Genomic DNA, 19462 nt, shown 5'->3' with positions numbered 1-19462 from the left:
GTCATTATGTCGAGCAAGAAAAAGTCGCTGGAGATCGAAACCCTGCGCGGCCTGGCGTGTTTGCTGCTGGTGCTGTATCACGTCATCGGTCCGCTGGGCGGCGGCTTGAAAATCGACATCGGCTCGCCGTTCCGGGTGCTCGCCGATTCCATGGTGTACGTGAGGATGCCGCTGTTCACCTTTATTTCGGGCTACATCTATTCGATCTACAAAATCCGTGGCAATGACTTTTCCGCGTTCTTCAGCGGCAAGGTGCGGCGGTTGATCGTGCCGCTGTTTTGCGTGGGCGTACCGTTTTCGGTATTGCAGGCGGTAGGGCCGGGCGTGAACAAGGACGTCGGCGTGATCGACGCGCTGTTGTCGTTCTATGTGCCGATCAACCACTTCTGGTTCTTGCAGGCGGTGTTCATCATTTTCATGTTCGTCGGGCTGCTGGAATGGCGTGGTTTACTGCGCACGCCGACGCGTCTGTTTTTGCTGTTTGCGTTTGCGGCGGCGGTGTTTCTGCTGCCAGCGTTTCCGGTGGATGCGTTCGGTATCAACGGCGCGATTTACCTGCTGCCATTTTTTGTAGCGGGGATGATCGGCCAGGAAAACGTCGATGCTTTGAAGCAACGCTTCAAGCTGATCGGGCCAGTGGTGTTCGTAATGATTTCGCTGACGCTGCTGTACGTGGCAGCGCTGGATCGCGAATTGATTGTCGATCGTCGTAGCCTGATCGGTTTGACCGTGGGTTGCGTGTCCTGCATCGCGCTTTTGTCGAGTGATATGCGATCCAGGGCGCTGACCTGGCTTGGCGGCTATTCCTATGCGATCTTCCTGTTTCATGTGCTGTTCGCTGCCACTTCGCGCTTCATCCTTGGACGCCTCGGTGTGAAGGATGAAAGCCTGTTGGTATTCGGCGGCGTAGCCTGTGGCTTGCTTGGGCCGGTAGTGTTGTCGATGATTTTCAGTCGCTTCAACTTCACCTCTGTGCTGTTTCTCGGTGAGCGTGCGGCGGCGAAAAAACCAGTTAAAGACTCACGGATTGTTCCGGTTAAGGATGTGCCTCATGTACGCGGTTGATGATGCGAGCCCCACCGCTGCTGTGGTCGAAGTCGGCGATGCGCGCGAGCGTTTTGCTCAGTGGCGTGAAGGCAAGGCGGGCAAGGTTCTGGCGATCTCGGTGATTGGCGATAGCTACAGCGCCGGGCAGGATTTTTATCTGAATAAATTCGTTCAGCGGTTGGTCAAGGAGACCGGTTTTGCCGGTCCCGGCTATGTCGGTTTCAACCACGGCGCGGCGCTTGGCGGGACGCATTTCAAGTACACGCGTACCAGTGAAAAGTACTTTAGCGGAGACTGGAAAGTATCCGCGCTTGGCCAGGCCAGTCCCGACAGCCGTACCGTGACGGGGCGGCCGGGTGCATGGCTGGAAGTTGATGCCAAGCCGACAGCGACGATCAACACCGCCGTCACTCAAGCTAAATTGCTCTATCTCGGCAACGGCGAATCGAGTGAGCTGCGCTATCGGTGGACGCCTTCGGATAACTGGCAACCATTGCAACTCGCAGGGGAGAGTGTTCAGGAGGTGCCGTTGCCTGGTACTTCGTCAGCGGCAGATTGGCGGTTGCGCCTGGAAGTGGTGCATGGCGCACCAACGCTCTTCGGCTTGTGGATGAGTAACGAGGAGGGCGGCGTGCGCGTGTCGAAACTCGCGGCGTCGGGTGCGGCGTCCAAGGATTTCTATCACGACGATGGTCGTTGGCAGGCGCAGTGGAAAGCCGTGGTATCGAAGATCCCGGCGGACATCTATCTGATCATGCTCGGTGGCAACGATCAGGGTTTTGGCGTGAAGCCTGAGGCCTATCTGAAGAACGTTCAGGGGCTGGTGCGGATGATCCGCGAGATTCAACCGGCAGCGAGCATCAACCTGATCATGCGTCAGGACACCACGCGCTCGAGTGCTTATCCGATGTCGGCTTACGCGCAGGTTCTGCAGCCGTGGGCGCATGCCGAGCACCTCGGGTTCGCCAATCTGCAATGCGCGTTTGGTGCCGACTTCAAGCGTTACGCCGGCGCGATGATCGGGCCGGACAAGATTCATCCGGTGCCGGAAACCGGTGGCAAGGTGATTGCCGATTACTTCTACCGAATGATCTCGGGTGGCAGCGAGGCGGTGTCGCCGCAGGATACCTGCGGCGCCGCCGTGCGATAGGCTCTCAGGCCTTTTCGAACGTGTCCAGATGACTCAACAGCTCCGCTGTTTTACGTGGCATCAGCTGCAGATCACAGCGGGTTTCCACGTTGATGATGATCGCCGGATCGTTGCAGCAGATGCGTACGCGGAAGCGCCAGTCGCTGAAAATCATCTTCAGGCCGTCGCGATCGTCGACTTCCAGCGCCTGCTCGCCATAAAGCTTTTTTAGGTGAGCGAGCAGGGGATAGGGATCGAGCAGCGGATGGCGAATATCCCCGGACGAGGGGAACATGCCGATGCGTTCCACCATCAGCGACGCACCCAGCCACGGCTGGTTGGCGCTGGGCATCGACCGATGCCGTGACAACCAACTCATCATCCCGAGGTTGCCCACTTCCAGTCCGCTGTCTGCTGCGTGTTGTGCAATGTTCATGGTTGTCTGCCTGAATGAGGAGTGGGTGCAGGGCGCTTAGCGGGTCTTGAGATACACGTTTTCGTAACAGAAATTGCTCGCCTGCAAATAACCCTCAGCGTCGCCGCAATCGAAGCGCAGACCCTTGAACTTGTAGGCCAGCACGCGACCTTCCCGAGCCTGTTTCATCAGCGCGTCGGTGATCTGGATCTCGCCACCCTTGCCCGGTTGGGTATCGGCGATCAGGTCGAAGATATCCGGGGTCAGGATGTAGCGGCCGATGATCGCCAGGTTCGACGGCGCGTCTTCAGGGCTGGGTTTTTCCACCATGTGGCTGACCCGGTACAAGCCTTCGCCGATCTGCTCGCCGGCGATCACGCCGTACTTGTGAGTCTGGTCGCGCGGGACTTCCTGAATCGCCACGATCGAGCAGCGATGCTCTTTGTACAGCTCGATCATTTGCGCGAGTACGCCGTCGCCTTCGAGGTTCAGGCACAGGTCATCGGCCAGCACCACGGCGAACGGTTCGTCACCGATCAGCGGGCGGCCGCTGAGAATTGCGTGACCGAGGCCTTTCATTTCCACCTGACGGGTGTAGGAGAAGGTGCAGGTGTCGATCAGCTCGCGAGTACCGGCGAGGAATTTTTCCTTCTCGGTACCACGGATCTGATGCTCGAGTTCGTAGCTGATATCGAAATGGTCTTCCAGCGCACGCTTGCCGCGCCCGGTCACCAGCGCCATGTGTTGCAGACCGGCGTCGCGTGCTTCTTCAACGGCGTACTCGATCAACGGCTTGTTGACGATAGGCAGCATTTCCTTGGGCATGGCTTTGGTCGCCGGCAAGAAACGCGTGCCATAGCCGGCAGCGGGGAACAGACATTTACGAATCATAAAAGCATCCTGGACATTCATGGCGCACAGTTGACGTGCGTGCAATAACGAATGATTGCAAGTTTCAATGATTATTGAAGGTGTACTTTAATACCCGAGTCGGGTAGTTGTTGGCAATTGGCAGTTAGTGTGGAGGGCACTAATGTTATTAGATGTCGATTTGAGCGCTGTTAGTTATTTTTAGTCGGTATCGGTTGATAGTGATGAGTGCGGTGGAGTGCTAATAAGTACCAGGCAATACAGTTTGGCCTGAAAAAATATTTATGGCCAGTGATTGAACTGTTTTTGTTTTCGGTTGTTGTCGCCTTGTTGTGTGAAGTACGACACACATTACATGGATGAGGCTTGACACGCTACTTGGCAGTTTCTCCTCTATGGACCGCGCTATGAAGATTCTGGTAACCGGTGGCGCCGGCTATATCGGCTCGCACACCACACTCGCGCTACTTGAAGCGGGCTACGAAGTTGTTGTTCTGGATAATCTTTGCAACAGCAGCGATGCGGCCCTGCACGCGGTCGAAGCGATTTGCGGCAAAAGTGCGCTGATGATTCGCGGCGATGTCTGCGATCGGGCCATGCTCGACCGGATCTTCCACGAGCATGCGATCGACGCTGTGTTGCATTTCGCCGGGCTCAAGGCCGTAGGCGAGAGCGTGCGCAAGCCGCTTGAGTATTACGAAACCAACGTCAGCGGCAGCATCACCCTGTGTCAGGCGATGGCGGCGGCCGGCGTGTATCGGCTGGTGTTCAGCTCGTCGGCCACGGTCTACGGCGCGCCGGAGCAGATGCCGATTCGCGAGGATTTCCCGACCGGCAATCCGACCAATCCCTACGGCCAATCCAAGCTGATCGTCGAGAACGTGCTGCGCGACCTGAGCCTCGCCGAGCCGCGCTGGAGCATCGCTTTGCTGCGCTACTTCAACCCGATCGGCGCGCATGACAGCGGGCAGATGGGTGAAGACCCGAATGGCATCCCGAACAATCTGGTGCCATATATCAGCCAGGTCGCGGTCGGCAGCCTGCAAGAGCTGTCGATCTTCGGCGACGATTACCCGACGCTCGACGGCACCGGCATTCGTGATTACATCCACGTCGTTGATCTGGCGGACGGGCATTTGAAGGCGTTGCAGTCGATCTCTGCGCGCAGCGGCGTGCACACCTGGAATCTCGGGACTGGCGACGGCTACAGCGTGCTGCAAGTGCTGCGCGCGTTTGAGGAAGCCTGCGGGCAGCCAGTGCCGTTTCGCGTGATGCCGCGCCGTTCCGGTGACGTTGCTGAAAGTTATGCGGACCCGTCGAAAGCTGCGCAAGAGCTAGGCTGGAAAGCCACGCGCAGCTTGCAGCAAATGATGACCGACACTTGGCGCTGGCAGTCGAATCATCCGAAGGGTTATCTCGGATGATGTCGTTTTGCTGCTGTGTAACATCATTTTGACTCAATGTTAGTTTCAGTCAGGTTGTTAGATATCGTCGGGAAAATACACTGGCAATGCGTTTTGCAAGTCCGTAGATATAACCTGCCGTTCGACATTTAGCTGTCAGGTAAAACTGTGAATGAACAACGGATCTTGTGCGCATTTTTAGCGCGCTTGAACTCTACGATCTCTAACGGAATGCCCGATGTTCAGGCTGGATGTTAGAAAGGAGTTGATATGAAGAAGGTAATGGCAGTCGCCCTGTTGTCGATGTTGAGCAACTGGGCAGCCGCCGCTGAAGCGCCGCTTACAGCAGTGACCAATGTTGCAGGTAATGTAGCGGCTTCCCAAGCCCCTGCAGCCAGTACTGCAATGGTTGCCAGTGCAGTAGCGGCGTCCAACAGCGGTGGCAGTGCCAACGGCGGTACCACCGGTACGACGGGTACCACCGGTACAACCGGCACGCACAACTAACAGAAACACGCTGTAGATGCAGTACAAGGTCGCCCGGCGCAAGTCGGGTGACTTTGTTTTTGGATTCGCCCTTGAATAGCGTAGTGCCATTATGACTCGTAGTTTTTATCTTTTGATGTTGGCAAGTATCGCTTTACAAGGTTGCATGTTTTCCCCCGGCCAATACCTGAGCACCCGCGACATCACGCGCCAGGGCGCCAGTGAAAGCAGTCGGGTCGAGCTGATTCCGATCACGCCCAAGTTGATCTCGATGAACCGCGCCACGCAGAAGCGTGAGTCGGTGCCGCAGGAGTTGCTGGCCACGCCGGCCGAGTACCGCATCGGCAACAACGACGTGTTGTACATCACGGTCTGGGATCACCCCGAGCTGACCGCACCGTCCGGCGCGCAGCAGCAGATCGATGCCAACGGCCGTCTGGTGCGTTCCGATGGCACGCTGTATTACCCGTTTATCAAAGAAGTGCAGGCCGCTGGCAAAACCATCCAGCAACTGCGCTCGGACATCGAACAACGACTGTCGGCGTTCATCGCCGAGCCGCAAGTGGATGTCGCCGTGTTGCGCTTCGCCAGTCAGAAAATCGTCGTCTCCGGCGCGGTCACCAAGGCCGGCCCGCAAGCGATTTCGACCAACCCGCTGAGTGTGGTTGAAGCCCTCGGTTCGGCCGGTATCGATACCAACAATGCTGACTTGTCCGGGCTGCTGCTGACGCGCAACGGGCGCACGTTTGCGCTGAATCTGGATACCCTCAATCAGCAGGATTCCGAGCTGCAAAACGTCTTCCTCAAGGGCGGCGATCAGCTGTATCTGCCGTACAACGACAACAAACGCATTTATGTGATGGGCGAGGTCAATCAGCCGCGCGCATTGAGCTTCAAGACTGCCACGATGAACCTCTCGGATGTGCTTGGTTCGGTCGGCGGCTTGAGCCAGACCAGCTCCAACGGTAACGCCGTGTACGTGATTCGCGGTGTGGAAAACCTCGACGTGGAACCGGCGAAAATCTACCACCTGGAGGCTGAATCGCCGGCCGCCATGGTGCTCGCCACGCACTTCGAAGTACGCCCGCAGGACGTGGTCTACGTCGGGCCGGCCAACGTCACGCGCTGGAACCGCTTCATCAGCCAATTGGTGCCGTCGGCGTCGATTGTCGGCACCGGGGCTTCCGCTGCGAAGAACTGGAGCGAATTCACCAACAACAGCAAATAAGGCCCGACTGTGAAGACGTTAAAAGTTGGCGCCTGCCTGATCGCGGCTCTGCTGTTGTGTGGCTGCAATCCACTGATGAGCGCGTCGCTGAACAACCTTAAATCGGCAGTGATCGGCCCGGACGATCTGGACGTGTCGGCGGCCGAAGTGGCCAAGGTTGAATTCGCGCAAATCAAACTGACCACGCCGTCCGGCTCCGGGGTGTTGGCTTTGGTGCGCGAGCGCGACGACCTGCAATTCTGGGTCGCCTCCGGCAAGCAGGTGTTGCTGATGCGCGACGGCCTCGCGGTGCGCAGCATCGGTCTGGGGCTTGAGGGCGATCTGGACGGCACGCGCCTGTCGGCAGATTCGCCGTTCAAAACCGGCCTGCAACACGTCACTGATGGCTACACCAGCCAGCGCTGGATCGATCTCTACCAGGGCCAGCAAGTCGGCGTGCAGCTCAACAGCCGCTTCTCGCGCCAATCCCTGGAAACCCTGGAAATCCTCAACAAGGAATACCGCGTGCTACGTGTCGATGAGCAGATTGACGCCCCGGCCATCGGCTTGAGTGCGACCAATCGTTATTGGGTCGATCCGGTGGACGGATTCATTTTGCAAAGCGAGCAGCAACTGACCGCGCAACTGCGCGTCAGGATTGTGCAATTGACGCCTGATCGCAGGCCTGCTCGGTGAAGCGCCTCAGGGTTCTGTCGGCATGCCTGCTATTGATCACTGGTGTGAGTCAGGCGGCGGTAATCGTCAGCGGCGATGTCGCCAATCCCGGGCCAGTTGAACTGCCGGCGGGCGGGCGTTTGACCGATGTAATCAGCGTGGCCGTGCCGAATGCCGAAGCGTATTGGTTGGCGGGCGTGTTGCTGCGCCAGTCGTTGCTTGAGCAGCAGACCAGGCTCAAGGTCGGCGTGCTGTTCGATCTTGAGGTGTTGGCGCGCATGTCCGCGTTGTTCGACCGGCCGAGCCGGGTAGCGCTGGCTGAGCGCGTGGCGCAGGAGGTCAGGCAGATGCCGGTTACCGGGCGTCAGGTGGCTGATCTGGATCCGGTCGCAATCGAAGTCGGCTTCGCGCGCAACATTCGCCTCGACGATGGCGATCGCCTGATCTACCCGAAACGAGTCGATGAAGTTGAAGTATTCGGCGCGGTCGCCGAGCCGTGCCACTTGCCGTATCAGCCGACGCAAGAAGCCCGTGAATACCTGCAAGGCTGCACCACGCTGACCGAAGACGCAGATGCCGACTATCTCTGGCTGATCCAGCCCAACGGCGTCGTGCGACGGGTCGGCATCGCGCACTGGAATCGCGAGAGCGGGCAGATTCCGGTGGCCGGCAGCAAGATTCTGGTGCCGCTGAAAAATGATGATCTTGATCCGCCTCTCCCTGAATTGAATCAGCAGTTGGCCGAATTTATTGCCACGCAGCTGGCCGAGGTGGTTCGTTGAAGTTACGTTTTGCAGCTGTGTTGTTATTGCCGTGTGGTCTGGCGCATGCCGAGCCGCGAATTACTCAGAATGACTTCGGCGGCGCTGGCCTGTTGCAGACGCCGACGGCGCGCATGGCACCCGCCGGCGAGTTGAGCGTGAACGCCAACCGCACCGATCCCTACAGCCGCTACAGCGTTTCATTGCAGCCGCTGGACTGGCTCGAAGGCTCGTTTCGCTACACCGCGATCACCAACCGGCCTTACGGCCCGGAGTCGCTGAGCGGCAGCCAAAGCTATAAGGATAAGGCGGTCGATGCCAAGGTCCGGCTGTGGCAGGAAAGCCATTGGCTGCCCGACGTGGCACTGGGTTTCCGAGATATCGGCGGTACGGGTTTGTTCTCCAGTGAATATTTCGTCGCCAATAAACGCTACGACAACTTCGATTTCAGCGCCGGCATTGCCTGGGGTTACCTGGGCAATCGCGGCGACATGGACAACCCGTTGGGCTATGTCAGTGATCGCTTCGATACCCGACCCGCCCTCGAAGGCACCGGTGACGTCAACTCCGGCTCGTACTTTCGCGGCAAGCCTTCTTTCTTTGGCGGTGTGAGCTATCAGACGCCCTGGGATCGCCTCAGCCTCAAGCTTGAGTTCGAAGGCAACGATTACAAGCACGAACCCAAGGACAATGTGATCGAGCAGGACTCGCCGATCAACTTTGGTGCGATGTTCAAAGTCAGCGATTCGATCGACGTCAGCGCGGCGTGGGAGCGCGGCAACACGGCGATGTTCGGCGTGACGTTCCACACCAATTTCGCCACCCGTAAAGCGCCGGCCAAGACCTTCGATCCACCGGCCGAACCGCTGCCGGCGAAGGCGCCAACCACGCCGATGGATCAGGTGAATTGGGCCGAGGTGTCGCAGCGTCTGCAGCAAAATGCCGGTTACAAGGTCGAGCGCATCAGCCAGCGCGGCTCGGAGTTGTTCGTGTATGGCGAGCAGCAGCGCTACTTCCATTCGGCGAAAGCAGTGGGCCGCGCGAGCCGGATTCTCGATAACAGCGTCAACGACGATATCGACTGGTTCACCTTGGTCAACAAGCGCTACGACCTGCCTCTGGAAGAAACCAGTGTGCCGCGCCAGACCTTTCGCGAGGTGATCAACAACGAGGAACCGCTGCAGTCGCTGCACCGCACCACCGAGGTCAACCCGGCGATGCCGCACAACGAGAAAACCCTCTACACCCAGACCGCGCAGCCATTCAGCTACGGCGTCGGGTTGGGCTTCAAGCAAAACGTCGGCGGACCGGATGGCTTGCTCTATCAATTCAGTGCCGACGCGGATGCCGAGTACCGCTTCAACCGCAACACCTGGTGGAGCGGTCTGCTCAGTGCCAACATCATCAATAACTTCGACAAGTTCGTGTACGACGCGCCGAGCGGCCTGCCGCGTGTGCGCACCGACGTGCGCAAATACTTGACCACCTCCGAAGTGACCATGCCGCTGTTTCAGGTCAGTCACGCCGAGCAGTTGGATAAGGACTTGTACGGGATGGTGTACGGCGGTTATCTGGAATCGATGTTCGCCGGCGTCGGGGGCGAGGTGTTGTTCCGTCCGACCGGGGCGCGTTGGTCGGTGGGGGCGGATCTGAACTACGTGCGTCAGCGTGAATTCGATCAGGGTTTTGGTCTGCGGGATTACTCGGTGGTGACCGGGCACATTACTGGCTACACCGACTTGCCGTACGACACGCTCGCGGCTGTGAGCGTCGGGCGTTATCTGGCGGGTGACTGGGGTGGCACGCTGGATATCTCGCGCGAGTTTTCCAACGGTGTGCGCTTTGGTGCCTGGGCGACCATAACTTCAGCGAGCAGTGCGGAATATGGTGAAGGTAGCTTCGATAAAGGTATTTATCTGTCGATTCCGTTCGACGAATTGATGAGCATGTCGACTATGCGCCGGGCCAACCTGGTTTGGGCGCCTTTGACTCGTGACGGTGGTGCGCGGCTTAACCGCGGCTATCAGTTGCATGCGATGACTGATAGTCGTGAGGACGATATGTTTTATCGCAACTTTGGCAAGATTACTGAGTGATTGGCTTGGGCGGGGTTTTTTGATTGAGTACATATCCGTTGCTGCGGTGATGACTGCTTTTGGTTCCGCCCTGACGGCGGGTCACTTTTGCAAACGCCCAAAAGTAACCAAAACGCTGTATCCCTGACGTTCGGCCCTCGCTGGGGCTCGGGTTCCTTCGCTCCGGGATCGATACGGGGGCATCGCCTCCGGTTTGCTGCGCTGCACCTCCTCTCGATGTGTTTGGCTGCGCCAAACGGTCGCTACGCTCCCACCCCCGGATCAATCCCTCCACTCAGCCTGCCGACGGGCGCTCGAGATCAAGAGCGGTACTCGAGCTAACGCTCATTGTGTTGAGTGGTGAGAAGCGAAGTGCGGTTTTCGGGTGGATATCAAAACTGTGGGAGCTGGCTTGCCAGCGATGGCGTCGGATCAGCCGACATCAATCTTGGCCTGACACTCTGTCCACAAGCCACCCTCAACCAAATCCCACCCACAAAAAAGGGGACTTTCGTCCCCTTGCGCTGTTGCCTTGTGCTTGGTCAAACCATCAATAGATGTCCTTCGACAGCAGGGTGAACGGTGTCTTCACCAGGATTTTCAGGTCCAGCCACAGCGACCAGTTATTGATGTACTTCAGATCGATTTCAACACGCTTTTGCATCTTGTCGATGGTGTCGGTCTCGCCTCGGCAACCGTTGACCTGTGCCAGACCTGTGATGCCCGGTTTGATTCGGTGGCGGGCCATGTAGGCGAGGATTTTCCCCGAGTAGTAGTTGTTGTGCGCCACGGCATGTGGACGCGGGCCGACCAGTGCCATGTGCCCTTGCAGCACGTTGAACAGTTGCGGGAGTTCGTCCAGCGATGTGCGGCGTATGAAGCGACCTACCGCGGTGATGCGCGAGTCGTTGCGGCTGGCCTGTTTGACCTCAAGGTCATCGTGCATGCGCATCGAGCGGAATTTCCAGACCTTGATCACCTTGCCGTTCCAGCCATGGCGATCCTGCTTGAAGAACACCGGGCCTGGCGAGTTGAGTTTGACGGCCAGAGCAATTGCCAGCAGCACCGGGCTCAACATGATCACCGCCAGCAGGGCGACGCTTTTCTCAACCAGACTTTTGCTCAATGCTGCGGTCGGGCGACTGGTCAGCGGGCTTTCGTTCAAGTAAATCGCCGGCAGACCGTCCACGACTTTCACCGAGTGGTTAAGCAGCGTCAGGCTGTTCAAGTCTGGCACCCAGACCACGTCCACGTTGGCCCCGAGCAGATCGACGTACATGGCTTCGATGTTGGCGGCTTCAGACAGGGCGAGGGTGATGTACAAACGACGGATGTCGTGGGTTTTGATCAGCTCGAGCAAGTCTTCCTGAGCGCCGACAACGCGTGGAGCATCGGAATCCAGAACCGGCAGGGCGCCGTTGCTGACCAGACCGACCAGAGGCAGGTCTTCGATCAGGCTCAACTTTTTCGCGAGCCCCAGTGCCAGTTCGCCGGTACCGACGATCAGGGTTTTCTGGGCACTTGTGCGAGAGCGCTGGTAGAACTTCGAAAAGGCATGCAGCGGTGCGTACAGCAGCGCCTGGCCGAGGAAGCCGTAAACCGCCCAGCTCAGGATCACCTGCCGCGAAAACAGCTCATCGGCCTTGCACACGAACGCGATGAAGGCCAATGCGGCCATGGTCATCGACCAGCCCATGAGCAGACGCCCCAGCCCCGTCAGGTAGTTGTCGCGTTTGCGGTATACGCCGGTGAAGGTGTACGCCGGAACCGAAGCCAATACCGCCAGCGTTGCGCACATTCGGTAATAGAACGCGACGGTTCCAGTGTGCTGCTCAGCCAAGATGAACAGGAGTGCAACAATAAAGGTCTGTGCCAGCGCCCATTGCCCCCAAAAGGTAAGTCCCTTGAGGTCAGTGTTTCGATTGATACGTAATGTGAGATCCATGCGATATCCCCAAAAGACTTCCATTCAGGTTTCGACAGTTGAAGTCTGAGTTGTTAATTAGGCTTATTGTTTTTGTTTGCGCTTGAGTAACAACGTCGATATGCCGAACTGTCGTCAGTCAATAGACTAAGTTATTGCCGGGGATGCTGTCTGACGAGTTCTAACAGGTGGCAAAGTGCAACTATCGAATTTTGTCTGATAATCGAGCGTTAGAAAACGTCGAGCAACAGAGGGTGTATTTAATAGTTTATTTGCTACTGTAGGAGGGGCGGGGATAGCGAGGTGTAATCAAGGAGGAGGATGAAACCAGACAGAGTGCTTTTTTATTTTTGTAGTTGCACTGTATGTCTGTTTGTTTTGCAGATGGAGCCAGGGCTTATTACGCTACTACTTCCTGGATCAGGCAATAGCCGCGGTTTCTCACGGCACGAAACAATCGTTCACCGTTGCTGGCGCCTTTGAACTTGTCTTGTAGGCGACTCAGGCACATCTCCAGTCCGCGATATTGCTCAGGCTCTCGGCCAATGCTGAGGATCAGTTCGTCGCGACTGACAACACGCTCTTCATGGTGAAGCATCTTCTTGACCAGCGCGGCTTCCAATCCAGTCAGGCTGATCTCGATATCTTCTTTGACCAGTACGCCTTGATCGTTATCGAGATGCCAGGCTTCAGTGCAGGAGTTGTCGCACTGATCAGTTTGAGTGGCGCCGCCGGCTTCTGCTGTTGTTGCGCGAACGCTCTGGAATGGATTTGCAGTTTGTGCGGCCAACCATTCTGCCTCGAGGGTTGCCAATATTCGCTGGGTATCGTGTTCAATACTGCGTGCGACATTTTTCCTTGTGCCGCTTGGGTAAGTGAACTCCATCAGCATGGGAGCGGAAGAGGGCGAAGTAGCACCTTCAATAAACATTTGTGCCTGAGAGGTGCCAAACGAATTGAAGCGTTCGCTGGACAGGATGCTCTCAAGTTCGCGTTGCGACGTTGTGCTATTGGTCACAACGACAAAATATTTTCTTGGGAGGGTTGTACTAGTTTCCATGTCTCTCTCCTAAAGTACGCACCAAAATTGGCGAAAAAGATAAATCGGCAGGCGAGCAATGACTTCCTTGGAAGTAATCCACAGGCAGGGTCTGGGCCGAAAAATGGCCCTCGATAAATTCCACTCGTTCTGCTGCTATGTTGTTAAGTTTATTGTTATGTTGTTGCGCTCATTCAATTGCTGAGAAATCAACGGATGTGAAGTACTACGAGAGCTATATGGTTGCATCAGACGATCCTTCGTACGTATGCAAAAGGGTGGCTGCCCTTGATCAGGCAGTCGATATCAGGCCCCGCAGCAGGCGATAGCCATGGCCGCGGATGCTCTGAATCGCGTTTGTACCATACATGTCCTTGATTTTTCCACGCAAGCGACTGATGGATTTCTCCAGTGCCCTCGGGTCGTAGAAATTGGTATTGAGCCCCATGATACTGGCGATTTCATCATGGCTGAGAATGTGGTTACTGGTGTGCGCAAACGCTTCGAGGATCTTCATTTCGGCAAACGAGATATCGAGTTTCTGGTTGGCGTTAAGCAGGCATATGCGCGTGGGGTCGAGCGTCAGGCTGATGTCGCGTTGCCATTCTTCACTGCTGAAGAACTCTCCAAGCAACTCAGTGTCATCGTCGGACAAGGTATTGAGCTTGATACAAAAGTCCGCACCAGCCAGGTAGTACCTGATCTTGTTAAACGCGCCGCGACCAGTGATGACCGCGCAAATGATGGATTTCAAGTTGTCACTACGCAGGCTTTCCACCAGCGCGAGATTGTCTTCGAGTGCTTGAGAGCTGTCGATGACAATAAAGATCGCCCGATAAGAGGTGGAGTATTCATTCTGCTGATATGAACTAGTGTACGAACTGACCTCAAGCGCCAAATCGGTCTGCACGTGCTTTGCCAGTAGCGCTCTAAAATGCTCAGCCACAACGAGGGTACGGCCCAGAGTGAGTACACCGGGTTCGTTATTTGTCGGGCGCGGACTTCTAGTCGCCAAGTTCCCTGAGAGCATCATGCATTGACTCGAATTAAGTGCTGACATCGGGATGTTAAAGCACCGGTTCTCATCTGTGACTGACAATTGGTAACATTTGGACGGATTTTAGACGTAGCCCGCGAGTTTTCTAACAATAATTAAGCTTTTCAAGCTTTTAGTTGCTTTTCTCGAGACTGTGAACTAGCTGGAGTAGAGGGCTTAGATGGTGGCAATGTGAAATTGTGCCACTATTTTGAATCGATGGCGACCGCTTTATTCATGTCCTTTTGCCACTGTCTGGCCATCTCTAAGTAATGTGAGATGCATCACACTTTATTGGTTCGACGGATTTTTATCTACTAACTGCTTAAATTTTTCCTGATTAGTTCGTAGGCGGACGTTTATTAACATGGCTTGAGTGTGCGTTTTGATAAGACATACTCTGCGTCGCCTGTGCAGGCAATGGATCTCGATATCCGATTGTTTTACTTCAGATACTCAATTCCTGAGTGCGGTTAAACGAGGCGCTCGCCAAGAGCACTCTGACGGAGGATTAATGGATTTCTGGACCTTTTTCCAGGTGTTGATTTTAGGTGCGGTGGAAGGTCTGACCGAATTCTTGCCAATCTCAAGTACCGGCCACCAGATCATTGTCGCTGATCTGCTGGAGTTCGGCGGCGAGCGCGCCATGGCGTTCAATATCATTATTCAATTGGGCGCCATTCTTGCTGTTGTCTGGGAGTTTCGGCCGAAGATCTTCGAAATCGTCAAAGGCCTGCCTACCGAGCGTAATGCTCAACGCTTCACCCTCAACTTGCTCATAGCCTTTATGCCAGCCGTGGTCTTGGGCGTGCTGTTCGCTGACACCATCCATCACTACCTGTTTAACCCGATTACCGTTGCCGTGGCATTGGTGATCGGCGGCATCGTGATGCTGTGGGCGGAACAGCGCAGGCATGTGGTGAGCGTCGAGCATGTCGATGACATGCGCTGGTCAGATGCGCTGAAGATCGGCCTCGTGCAGTGCCTGGCGATGATCCCCGGCACTTCGCGCTCCGGCTCGACCATCATCGGCGGTTTACTGTTTGGCCTGTCGCGCAAGGCTGCTACCGAATTCTCGTTCTTTCTGGCAATGCCGACCATGGTCGGTGCGGCGGTTTACTCTGGTTATAAGTACCGTGACCTGTTCCAGCAAAGCGATCTGCCGGTGTTTGCGCTGGGATTTGTCACCGCGTTCGTTTTCGCGATGATTGCCGTGCGTGGCTTGCTCAAGTTTATTGCTAACCACAGTTACGCCGCGTTCGCCTGGTACCGGATCGGGTTTGGCTTGCTGATTCTGGCGACGTGGGGGTTTGGCTGGGTGAACTGGACGGCGGCAGCGGCGGGGTGATCACTGACTGCTGATCAGTGCGGCGATGGCCAGATCACTCAGCTGTGCTTCTGGCGACTCCTGACGAAAACGCTGCAGGGCTGACGTGAAATACGCCGCTTGCAGCATGCCGTCACTTGCCAGATAAAGCCGCGCGTCTTCGAGCTCCTCGGCGGAGTAAACACGTTTAAAGTTTTCGGTGGTGTTATTGGTAGCCGAGAAGGGCGTGAGCAGCAGCACGGCAATGGAAAGCCCGGAGAACTGCGTGACTTCCCAGGGTGTTTCGGTTTGCCCCATGCAGAAACCGTCGCAGTGCGCATAAGTGTTGGAGGTGACGCTGAACAAAACGAGGAAAGTGAAGCGCTTGAAACCAGTGAAATTGAACGCGGGCATACTCGAACGACATCCTGTCAGTAGATCAAAAAAATTTTCAGCCGCAGGCAACGTTCATTCGTTGCCCACAAGCTCAAGGGATCAATCAGCGGCCTTCCAATAACTCGGCAGCCTGATCCAGCAACGCCAGCGGATCCTTGGCCTTGTGAATATCCACCGACAACAACTGGCGAAACTTGCGCGCCCCCGGAAAACCGGTGCCCAAGCCAAGTACGTGGCGCGTGATGTGATGCATCGAACCACCGGCAGCAATGTGCGCCGCGATATAAGGCCGTAACTGCGCCAGCGCCTCGGCCCGAGTAATCACCGGCGCCGTACTGCCAAACAACTGCTGATCCACTTCGGCCATCACATAAGGATTGTGATACGCCTCACGGCCCAGCATTACCCCGTCGAAAGTCTGTAAATGCTCGTGGCAAGCTTCCATCGTCTTGATTCCGCCGTTGAGGATGATCTCAAGTTCCGGAAAATCTGCCTTCAACCGCGCCGCCACGTCGTAACGCAGAGGTGGAATGTCGCGGTTCTCCTTCGGCGACAACCCCTCGAGAATCGCAATCCGCGCATGCACGGTAAAACTCGTGCACCCGGCGTCGCGCACCGTACCGACGAAATCACACAGTTCTTCGTAACTGTCGCGCCCATTAATACCGATCCGATGCTTCACCGTCACCGGAATCGACACCGCATCACGCATCGCCTTGACGCAATCAGCCACTAATTGCGGATGAGCCATCAGGCAGGCGCCAATCATGTTGTTCTGCACCCGGTCACTGGGGCAGCCGACATTGAGATTGACCTCGTCGTAGCCATGCTCCTGGGCCATGCGTGCGCACGCGGCCAAGTCCAGCGGAACACTGCCGCCCAACTGCAACGCCAATGGATGCTCGGCATCGCTATGACGCAGGAAGCGTTCGTGATCGCCATTAAGCAGCGCGCCAGTGGTGACCATCTCGGTGTAGAGCAGGGCATTTTTCGACAGGATGCGCAGGAAAAACCGGCAATGGCGGTCAGTCCAATCCATCATGGGTGCTACAGAAAATTTACGATTCATAAAACCTTGATTTTAAAGGCCTGCAGCGTAATTTCATGCTATTGTTCGTGTACATTTCAGGGGTCGAAATGACGGTTTCGGTACACCTGGGGTACACGCCGTGCGCATAAAAGGTATGCCTCGGGTACTAGTAAATGAACAGTGAGTGAACACGAGCATGGCTTCTTTGCAACAGCTCCCCAGCGGCAACTGGCGTGTCTTGATCCGAGTCAAAGGCCACAAAACGATCAGCTCTACGTTTTCATCCGAGAAGCTGGCAAAGGCTTTCGCGAAAGAAAAGGGGCGTCAGCTTGAAGAAATCAAAGCCACTGGCAGGACGGCAGCTCCTAAAGGCTCGACTGTTGGTCATTATATAGACGACTACCTGGATTACATACAGCCCGGACGAACGCTTCAGCGGAGCGCTCTCTTCATCTACAGTGCCCTGAAGGATCGATTCGGGAATATTGGGATCGAGCGTCTATCCAAAAGCCACCTAGATGCTTTCATCGAGGCCAGGAAGAAAGAAGGCGTACAGGGCCAGACCATTGCAGGCGATCTCTCTTTCCTGTCGACGGTTCTGCGTTACTGCTACGACGTAAAGCACTTGGATGTTGATCGGGATATGGCAGACAAGGCTCGCAAAAGTTTGAAGACTAGCCACAAGTTGAGGATCAAAAGCCGAGAGGTTGAATGTGTTCCAACGCAATCGGAGATTGACGCAATCATTGGCGTGTTCGCGACGAAGAAGCGCCAGAAAATTGATATGCCGAAGGTGATCAGGTTCGGGTTGTATACTTCAATGCGACAATCAGAGATATGCAACATCCGGATTGAAGATTTGAGCCATGAAAACAAGGCTGTAATTATTCGTGATAGAAAGCACCCGAACGAAAAAATTGGTAACGACGAAACTGTGCCCTTGCTGCCATCAGCCTGGGAGATTGTTGAAAATTTCATCGGGAGTCGTACATCGGGGCCAATATTCCCGTACAACCCCAAGTCTGTGTCAACCGCTTTCTCGCGTGCACGGGCGGAAGCAGGAGTGGCCCGCCCAGTGAGATTTCATGACTTGCGACACAAGGCAATCACGGACTTCTTTGGAATTGGATTGAGCGTCCCCCAGGTAGCTTTGATGAGCGGACATCGGGACTGGCAAACACTGAAGCGATACACTCACATCAAGGCCTCTGATGTTCATGCTGCTTATAACTCCTTGAATATTAAGCAGCAGGATGCCAAGAATCTTAATGAGCAAATGGCTTGGCTTGTAGAGCAGGTTGGAGAGCTGAGAGCGGCTCAGGCTTAAAAGAGAGAAAGGGGCCAGCGGCCCCTTTCTCTCCTATATGCACTTCCTAGTGAATTCGTCTTGCCCAGTGTTCGTTAATCCGTTAACAAATTCTATTAGTGATGCCTTGGGATAAAGGTAGGCGTCTCCAAAGCGAATGGGCTTGGGCCCCTTTCCATGCTTTCTCCAGTACGCCAAGGTTTCTAGCTTCACCTTTGCTAATTCACTGATATCTTCTGCGGTAAAGCAGTTGACCTCGTCAGCCATTTTACTTCTCAAATTGCTCAGGCCGCGTTCATTACGGCAATGGGGAGGCATAGCTGGGGTGGGTGCGACGTTGTCTGCTGAAGACATTAGAAAGCTCGTAATCCGTGAGCGCGCGTACCCTCCTGGTCGTAGCGCCGAATGCTTGAATTTGCCTGTTCCGTGAGTACTAGGGCCTTGAGAGTGCAGGTTGCAGGTTGATCAGGAAATGGCAGTCATGCTCGAATCTGAAAGCTCAAAACACTACCACTTCTAAAAACTCGCCCGCTGATGTGTAGGTATTGAGTAAAAGTCTCGCACTGCTATCGGCATACCGCCAAAAAATCGAAGGGGCTCGACCTAGGCGCTCGGATCGCAGTGATCTCTTCAACAAAAATGAAGACGCAAGTCGCAAGCTGGAGGCATGTTCATCCAAATATCCTCTTCAATTCAGTAGCTTGCGTCAAAGCGCCTTCCGGCTTGCTGTCAATTCATGGTGAATGTTTAGGAGTTTGCTGTCAACGGGAAAATCCAATTATCTTGTTGACATGCTGTCAATTATCAGGGTTAAAGGGTATAGAGACGGTATACTGTAAGCACGAAGAGGGCATCGTGATAGGTCGGCGACGACGAGTGTTTGCAAGAAATTGCGACATAGTAGTGCGAGCTGCATGCCTGAGACCCGGTACCACACCCATCCGGCCGGGTGGAGTGCATCAATGGAGGATCGCATCGTTAGCTTGGAGTACCTGTCGTGGTCAGTTTCGTCGACAGCCTACCCTATTGATTCACCCTTTGGGTTCATGCGACAAGCCTGTGTACCAGCTGATCTAGGTTCATCGCCGATCAGCAAATGTCATCCGCCCATGGTCGTCTGGCCACCAGGTTCGAGCGTTGACCGCTGTGGTCGTCCAGACCGCGATAATTGGGATAAATATGGCATCGCAGTTGTGCGCTTTGGTGATACCGCTGTGCAGATGCCTGGCACCAAATCTGCGATGCTCCTCCGAGAAAAGCGAAGCAACATATGTGTAAGGCAAGCTAGTCGGTAGGCGCTGCCATGTACTGGCCTTATCGAAGATAAAACTGCTGGCATCCAAAATGGCGACAAAGA

17 protein-coding genes are annotated in these 19462 nt (G+C 55.6%); 10 read left to right on the top strand and 7 right to left on the bottom strand.

The genetic code is table 11. The features are described from left to right. Positions 1–6: 6 nt before the first annotated feature. Together ACP7BN_RS11205 and ACP7BN_RS11200 are read left to right on the top strand one after the other, a co-directional pair. Complete coding sequence (locus ACP7BN_RS11205) at positions 7–1065, top strand: acyltransferase family protein (protein ID WP_426204057.1); 1059 nt, start codon at positions 7–9, stop codon at positions 1063–1065. Next, the gene (locus ACP7BN_RS11200) at positions 1052–2197 is read left to right on the top strand and encodes an SGNH/GDSL hydrolase family protein (RefSeq protein ID WP_426204055.1); all 1146 of its coding nucleotides are present in this window, start codon (positions 1052–1054) and stop codon (positions 2195–2197) included. The genes ACP7BN_RS11205 and ACP7BN_RS11200 overlap by 14 nt, the downstream gene beginning before the upstream one ends. A 4-nt stretch (positions 2198–2201) precedes the next feature. Here the strand turns inward: ACP7BN_RS11200 and ACP7BN_RS11195 are convergent, their stop codons facing one another. Further along, positions 2202–2612 (bottom strand): mannose-1-phosphate guanylyltransferase, encoded by a 411-nt coding sequence (locus ACP7BN_RS11195; RefSeq protein WP_426204054.1) that lies wholly within the window; start codon positions 2610–2612, stop codon positions 2202–2204. A 36-nt stretch (positions 2613–2648) separates the two neighbouring features. Beyond that, positions 2649–3482, bottom strand: a complete 834-nt coding sequence (gene galU / locus ACP7BN_RS11190) for a UTP--glucose-1-phosphate uridylyltransferase GalU (protein WP_426204052.1) — start codon at positions 3480–3482, stop codon at positions 2649–2651. Positions 3483–3868: 386 nt separating this feature from the next. Between galU and galE the strand changes: the two genes are divergently transcribed. From galE to ACP7BN_RS11160, 6 genes are all read left to right on the top strand, one after another. After that, on the top strand, positions 3869–4885 hold the full coding sequence (gene galE, locus ACP7BN_RS11185) for a UDP-glucose 4-epimerase GalE (RefSeq protein WP_426204050.1): 1017 nt from the start codon (positions 3869–3871) through the stop codon (positions 4883–4885). A 249-nt stretch (positions 4886–5134) separates the two neighbouring features. Then, a complete protein-coding gene (locus ACP7BN_RS11180; RefSeq protein ID WP_420650682.1) occupies positions 5135–5371 on the top strand; it encodes a hypothetical protein in 237 nt (78 codons plus the stop codon). Between the two features lie 145 nt (positions 5372–5516). Beyond that, entirely contained in the window at positions 5517–6578 is a 1062-nt protein-coding gene (locus ACP7BN_RS11175) for a polysaccharide biosynthesis/export family protein (protein ID WP_426204047.1), read from the top strand. Between the two features lie 9 nt (positions 6579–6587). Next, positions 6588–7253, top strand: a complete 666-nt coding sequence (locus ACP7BN_RS11170) for a YjbF family lipoprotein (RefSeq protein WP_426204045.1) — start codon at positions 6588–6590, stop codon at positions 7251–7253. Then, positions 7250–8014 (top strand): capsule biosynthesis GfcC family protein, encoded by a 765-nt coding sequence (locus tag ACP7BN_RS11165; RefSeq protein WP_420650685.1) that lies wholly within the window; start codon positions 7250–7252, stop codon positions 8012–8014. Before ACP7BN_RS11170 ends, ACP7BN_RS11165 begins: the two co-directional genes overlap by 4 nt. Then, positions 8011–10089: a YjbH domain-containing protein gene (locus ACP7BN_RS11160; RefSeq protein WP_426204043.1), complete on the top strand. Its 2079-nt coding sequence runs from the start codon at positions 8011–8013 to the stop codon at positions 10087–10089. The genes ACP7BN_RS11165 and ACP7BN_RS11160 overlap by 4 nt, the downstream gene beginning before the upstream one ends. 529 nt (positions 10090–10618) lie before the next feature. Here ACP7BN_RS11160 and ACP7BN_RS11155 read toward each other — a convergent pair. From ACP7BN_RS11155 to ACP7BN_RS11145, 3 genes are all read right to left on the bottom strand, one after another. Next, on the bottom strand, positions 10619–12013 hold the full coding sequence (locus ACP7BN_RS11155) for an undecaprenyl-phosphate glucose phosphotransferase (RefSeq protein ID WP_426204041.1): 1395 nt from the start codon (positions 12011–12013) through the stop codon (positions 10619–10621). Positions 12014–12392: 379 nt separating this feature from the next. Further along, entirely contained in the window at positions 12393–13052 is a 660-nt protein-coding gene (locus tag ACP7BN_RS11150) for a helix-turn-helix domain-containing protein (RefSeq protein WP_426204039.1), read from the bottom strand. Positions 13053–13323: 271 nt separating this feature from the next. Next, complete coding sequence (locus tag ACP7BN_RS11145) at positions 13324–14064, bottom strand: winged helix-turn-helix domain-containing protein (protein WP_426204036.1); 741 nt, start codon at positions 14062–14064, stop codon at positions 13324–13326. 517 nt (positions 14065–14581) lie between these two features. Between ACP7BN_RS11145 and ACP7BN_RS11140 the strand changes: the two genes are divergently transcribed. Continuing rightward, positions 14582–15415: an undecaprenyl-diphosphate phosphatase gene (locus tag ACP7BN_RS11140; protein ID WP_426204034.1), complete on the top strand. Its 834-nt coding sequence runs from the start codon at positions 14582–14584 to the stop codon at positions 15413–15415. On the opposite strand, the gene ACP7BN_RS11135 is transcribed toward ACP7BN_RS11140, so the two are convergent. Both ACP7BN_RS11135 and dusA read right to left on the bottom strand, forming a co-directional pair. Next, on the bottom strand, positions 15416–15787 hold the full coding sequence (locus tag ACP7BN_RS11135) for a DUF2388 domain-containing protein (RefSeq protein ID WP_426204032.1): 372 nt from the start codon (positions 15785–15787) through the stop codon (positions 15416–15418). An 85-nt stretch (positions 15788–15872) separates the two neighbouring features. Next, positions 15873–16838: a tRNA dihydrouridine(20/20a) synthase DusA gene (dusA, locus tag ACP7BN_RS11130; protein ID WP_420650692.1), complete on the bottom strand. Its 966-nt coding sequence runs from the start codon at positions 16836–16838 to the stop codon at positions 15873–15875. A 157-nt stretch (positions 16839–16995) separates the two neighbouring features. Between dusA and ACP7BN_RS11125 the strand changes: the two genes are divergently transcribed. Further along, a complete protein-coding gene (locus tag ACP7BN_RS11125) occupies positions 16996–18126 on the top strand; it encodes a tyrosine-type recombinase/integrase (RefSeq protein WP_426204030.1) in 1131 nt (376 codons plus the stop codon). Positions 18127–19462 lie beyond the last annotated feature (1336 nt).

The organism is Pseudomonas sp. TWP3-1, assembly GCF_049896625.1.
In the GTDB taxonomy this organism is placed as follows: Bacteria; Pseudomonadota; Gammaproteobacteria; order Pseudomonadales; family Pseudomonadaceae; genus Aquipseudomonas.
Note: the sequence above shows the minus strand (reverse complement) of the source record. Positions and strands in the feature narration are given on the sequence as shown.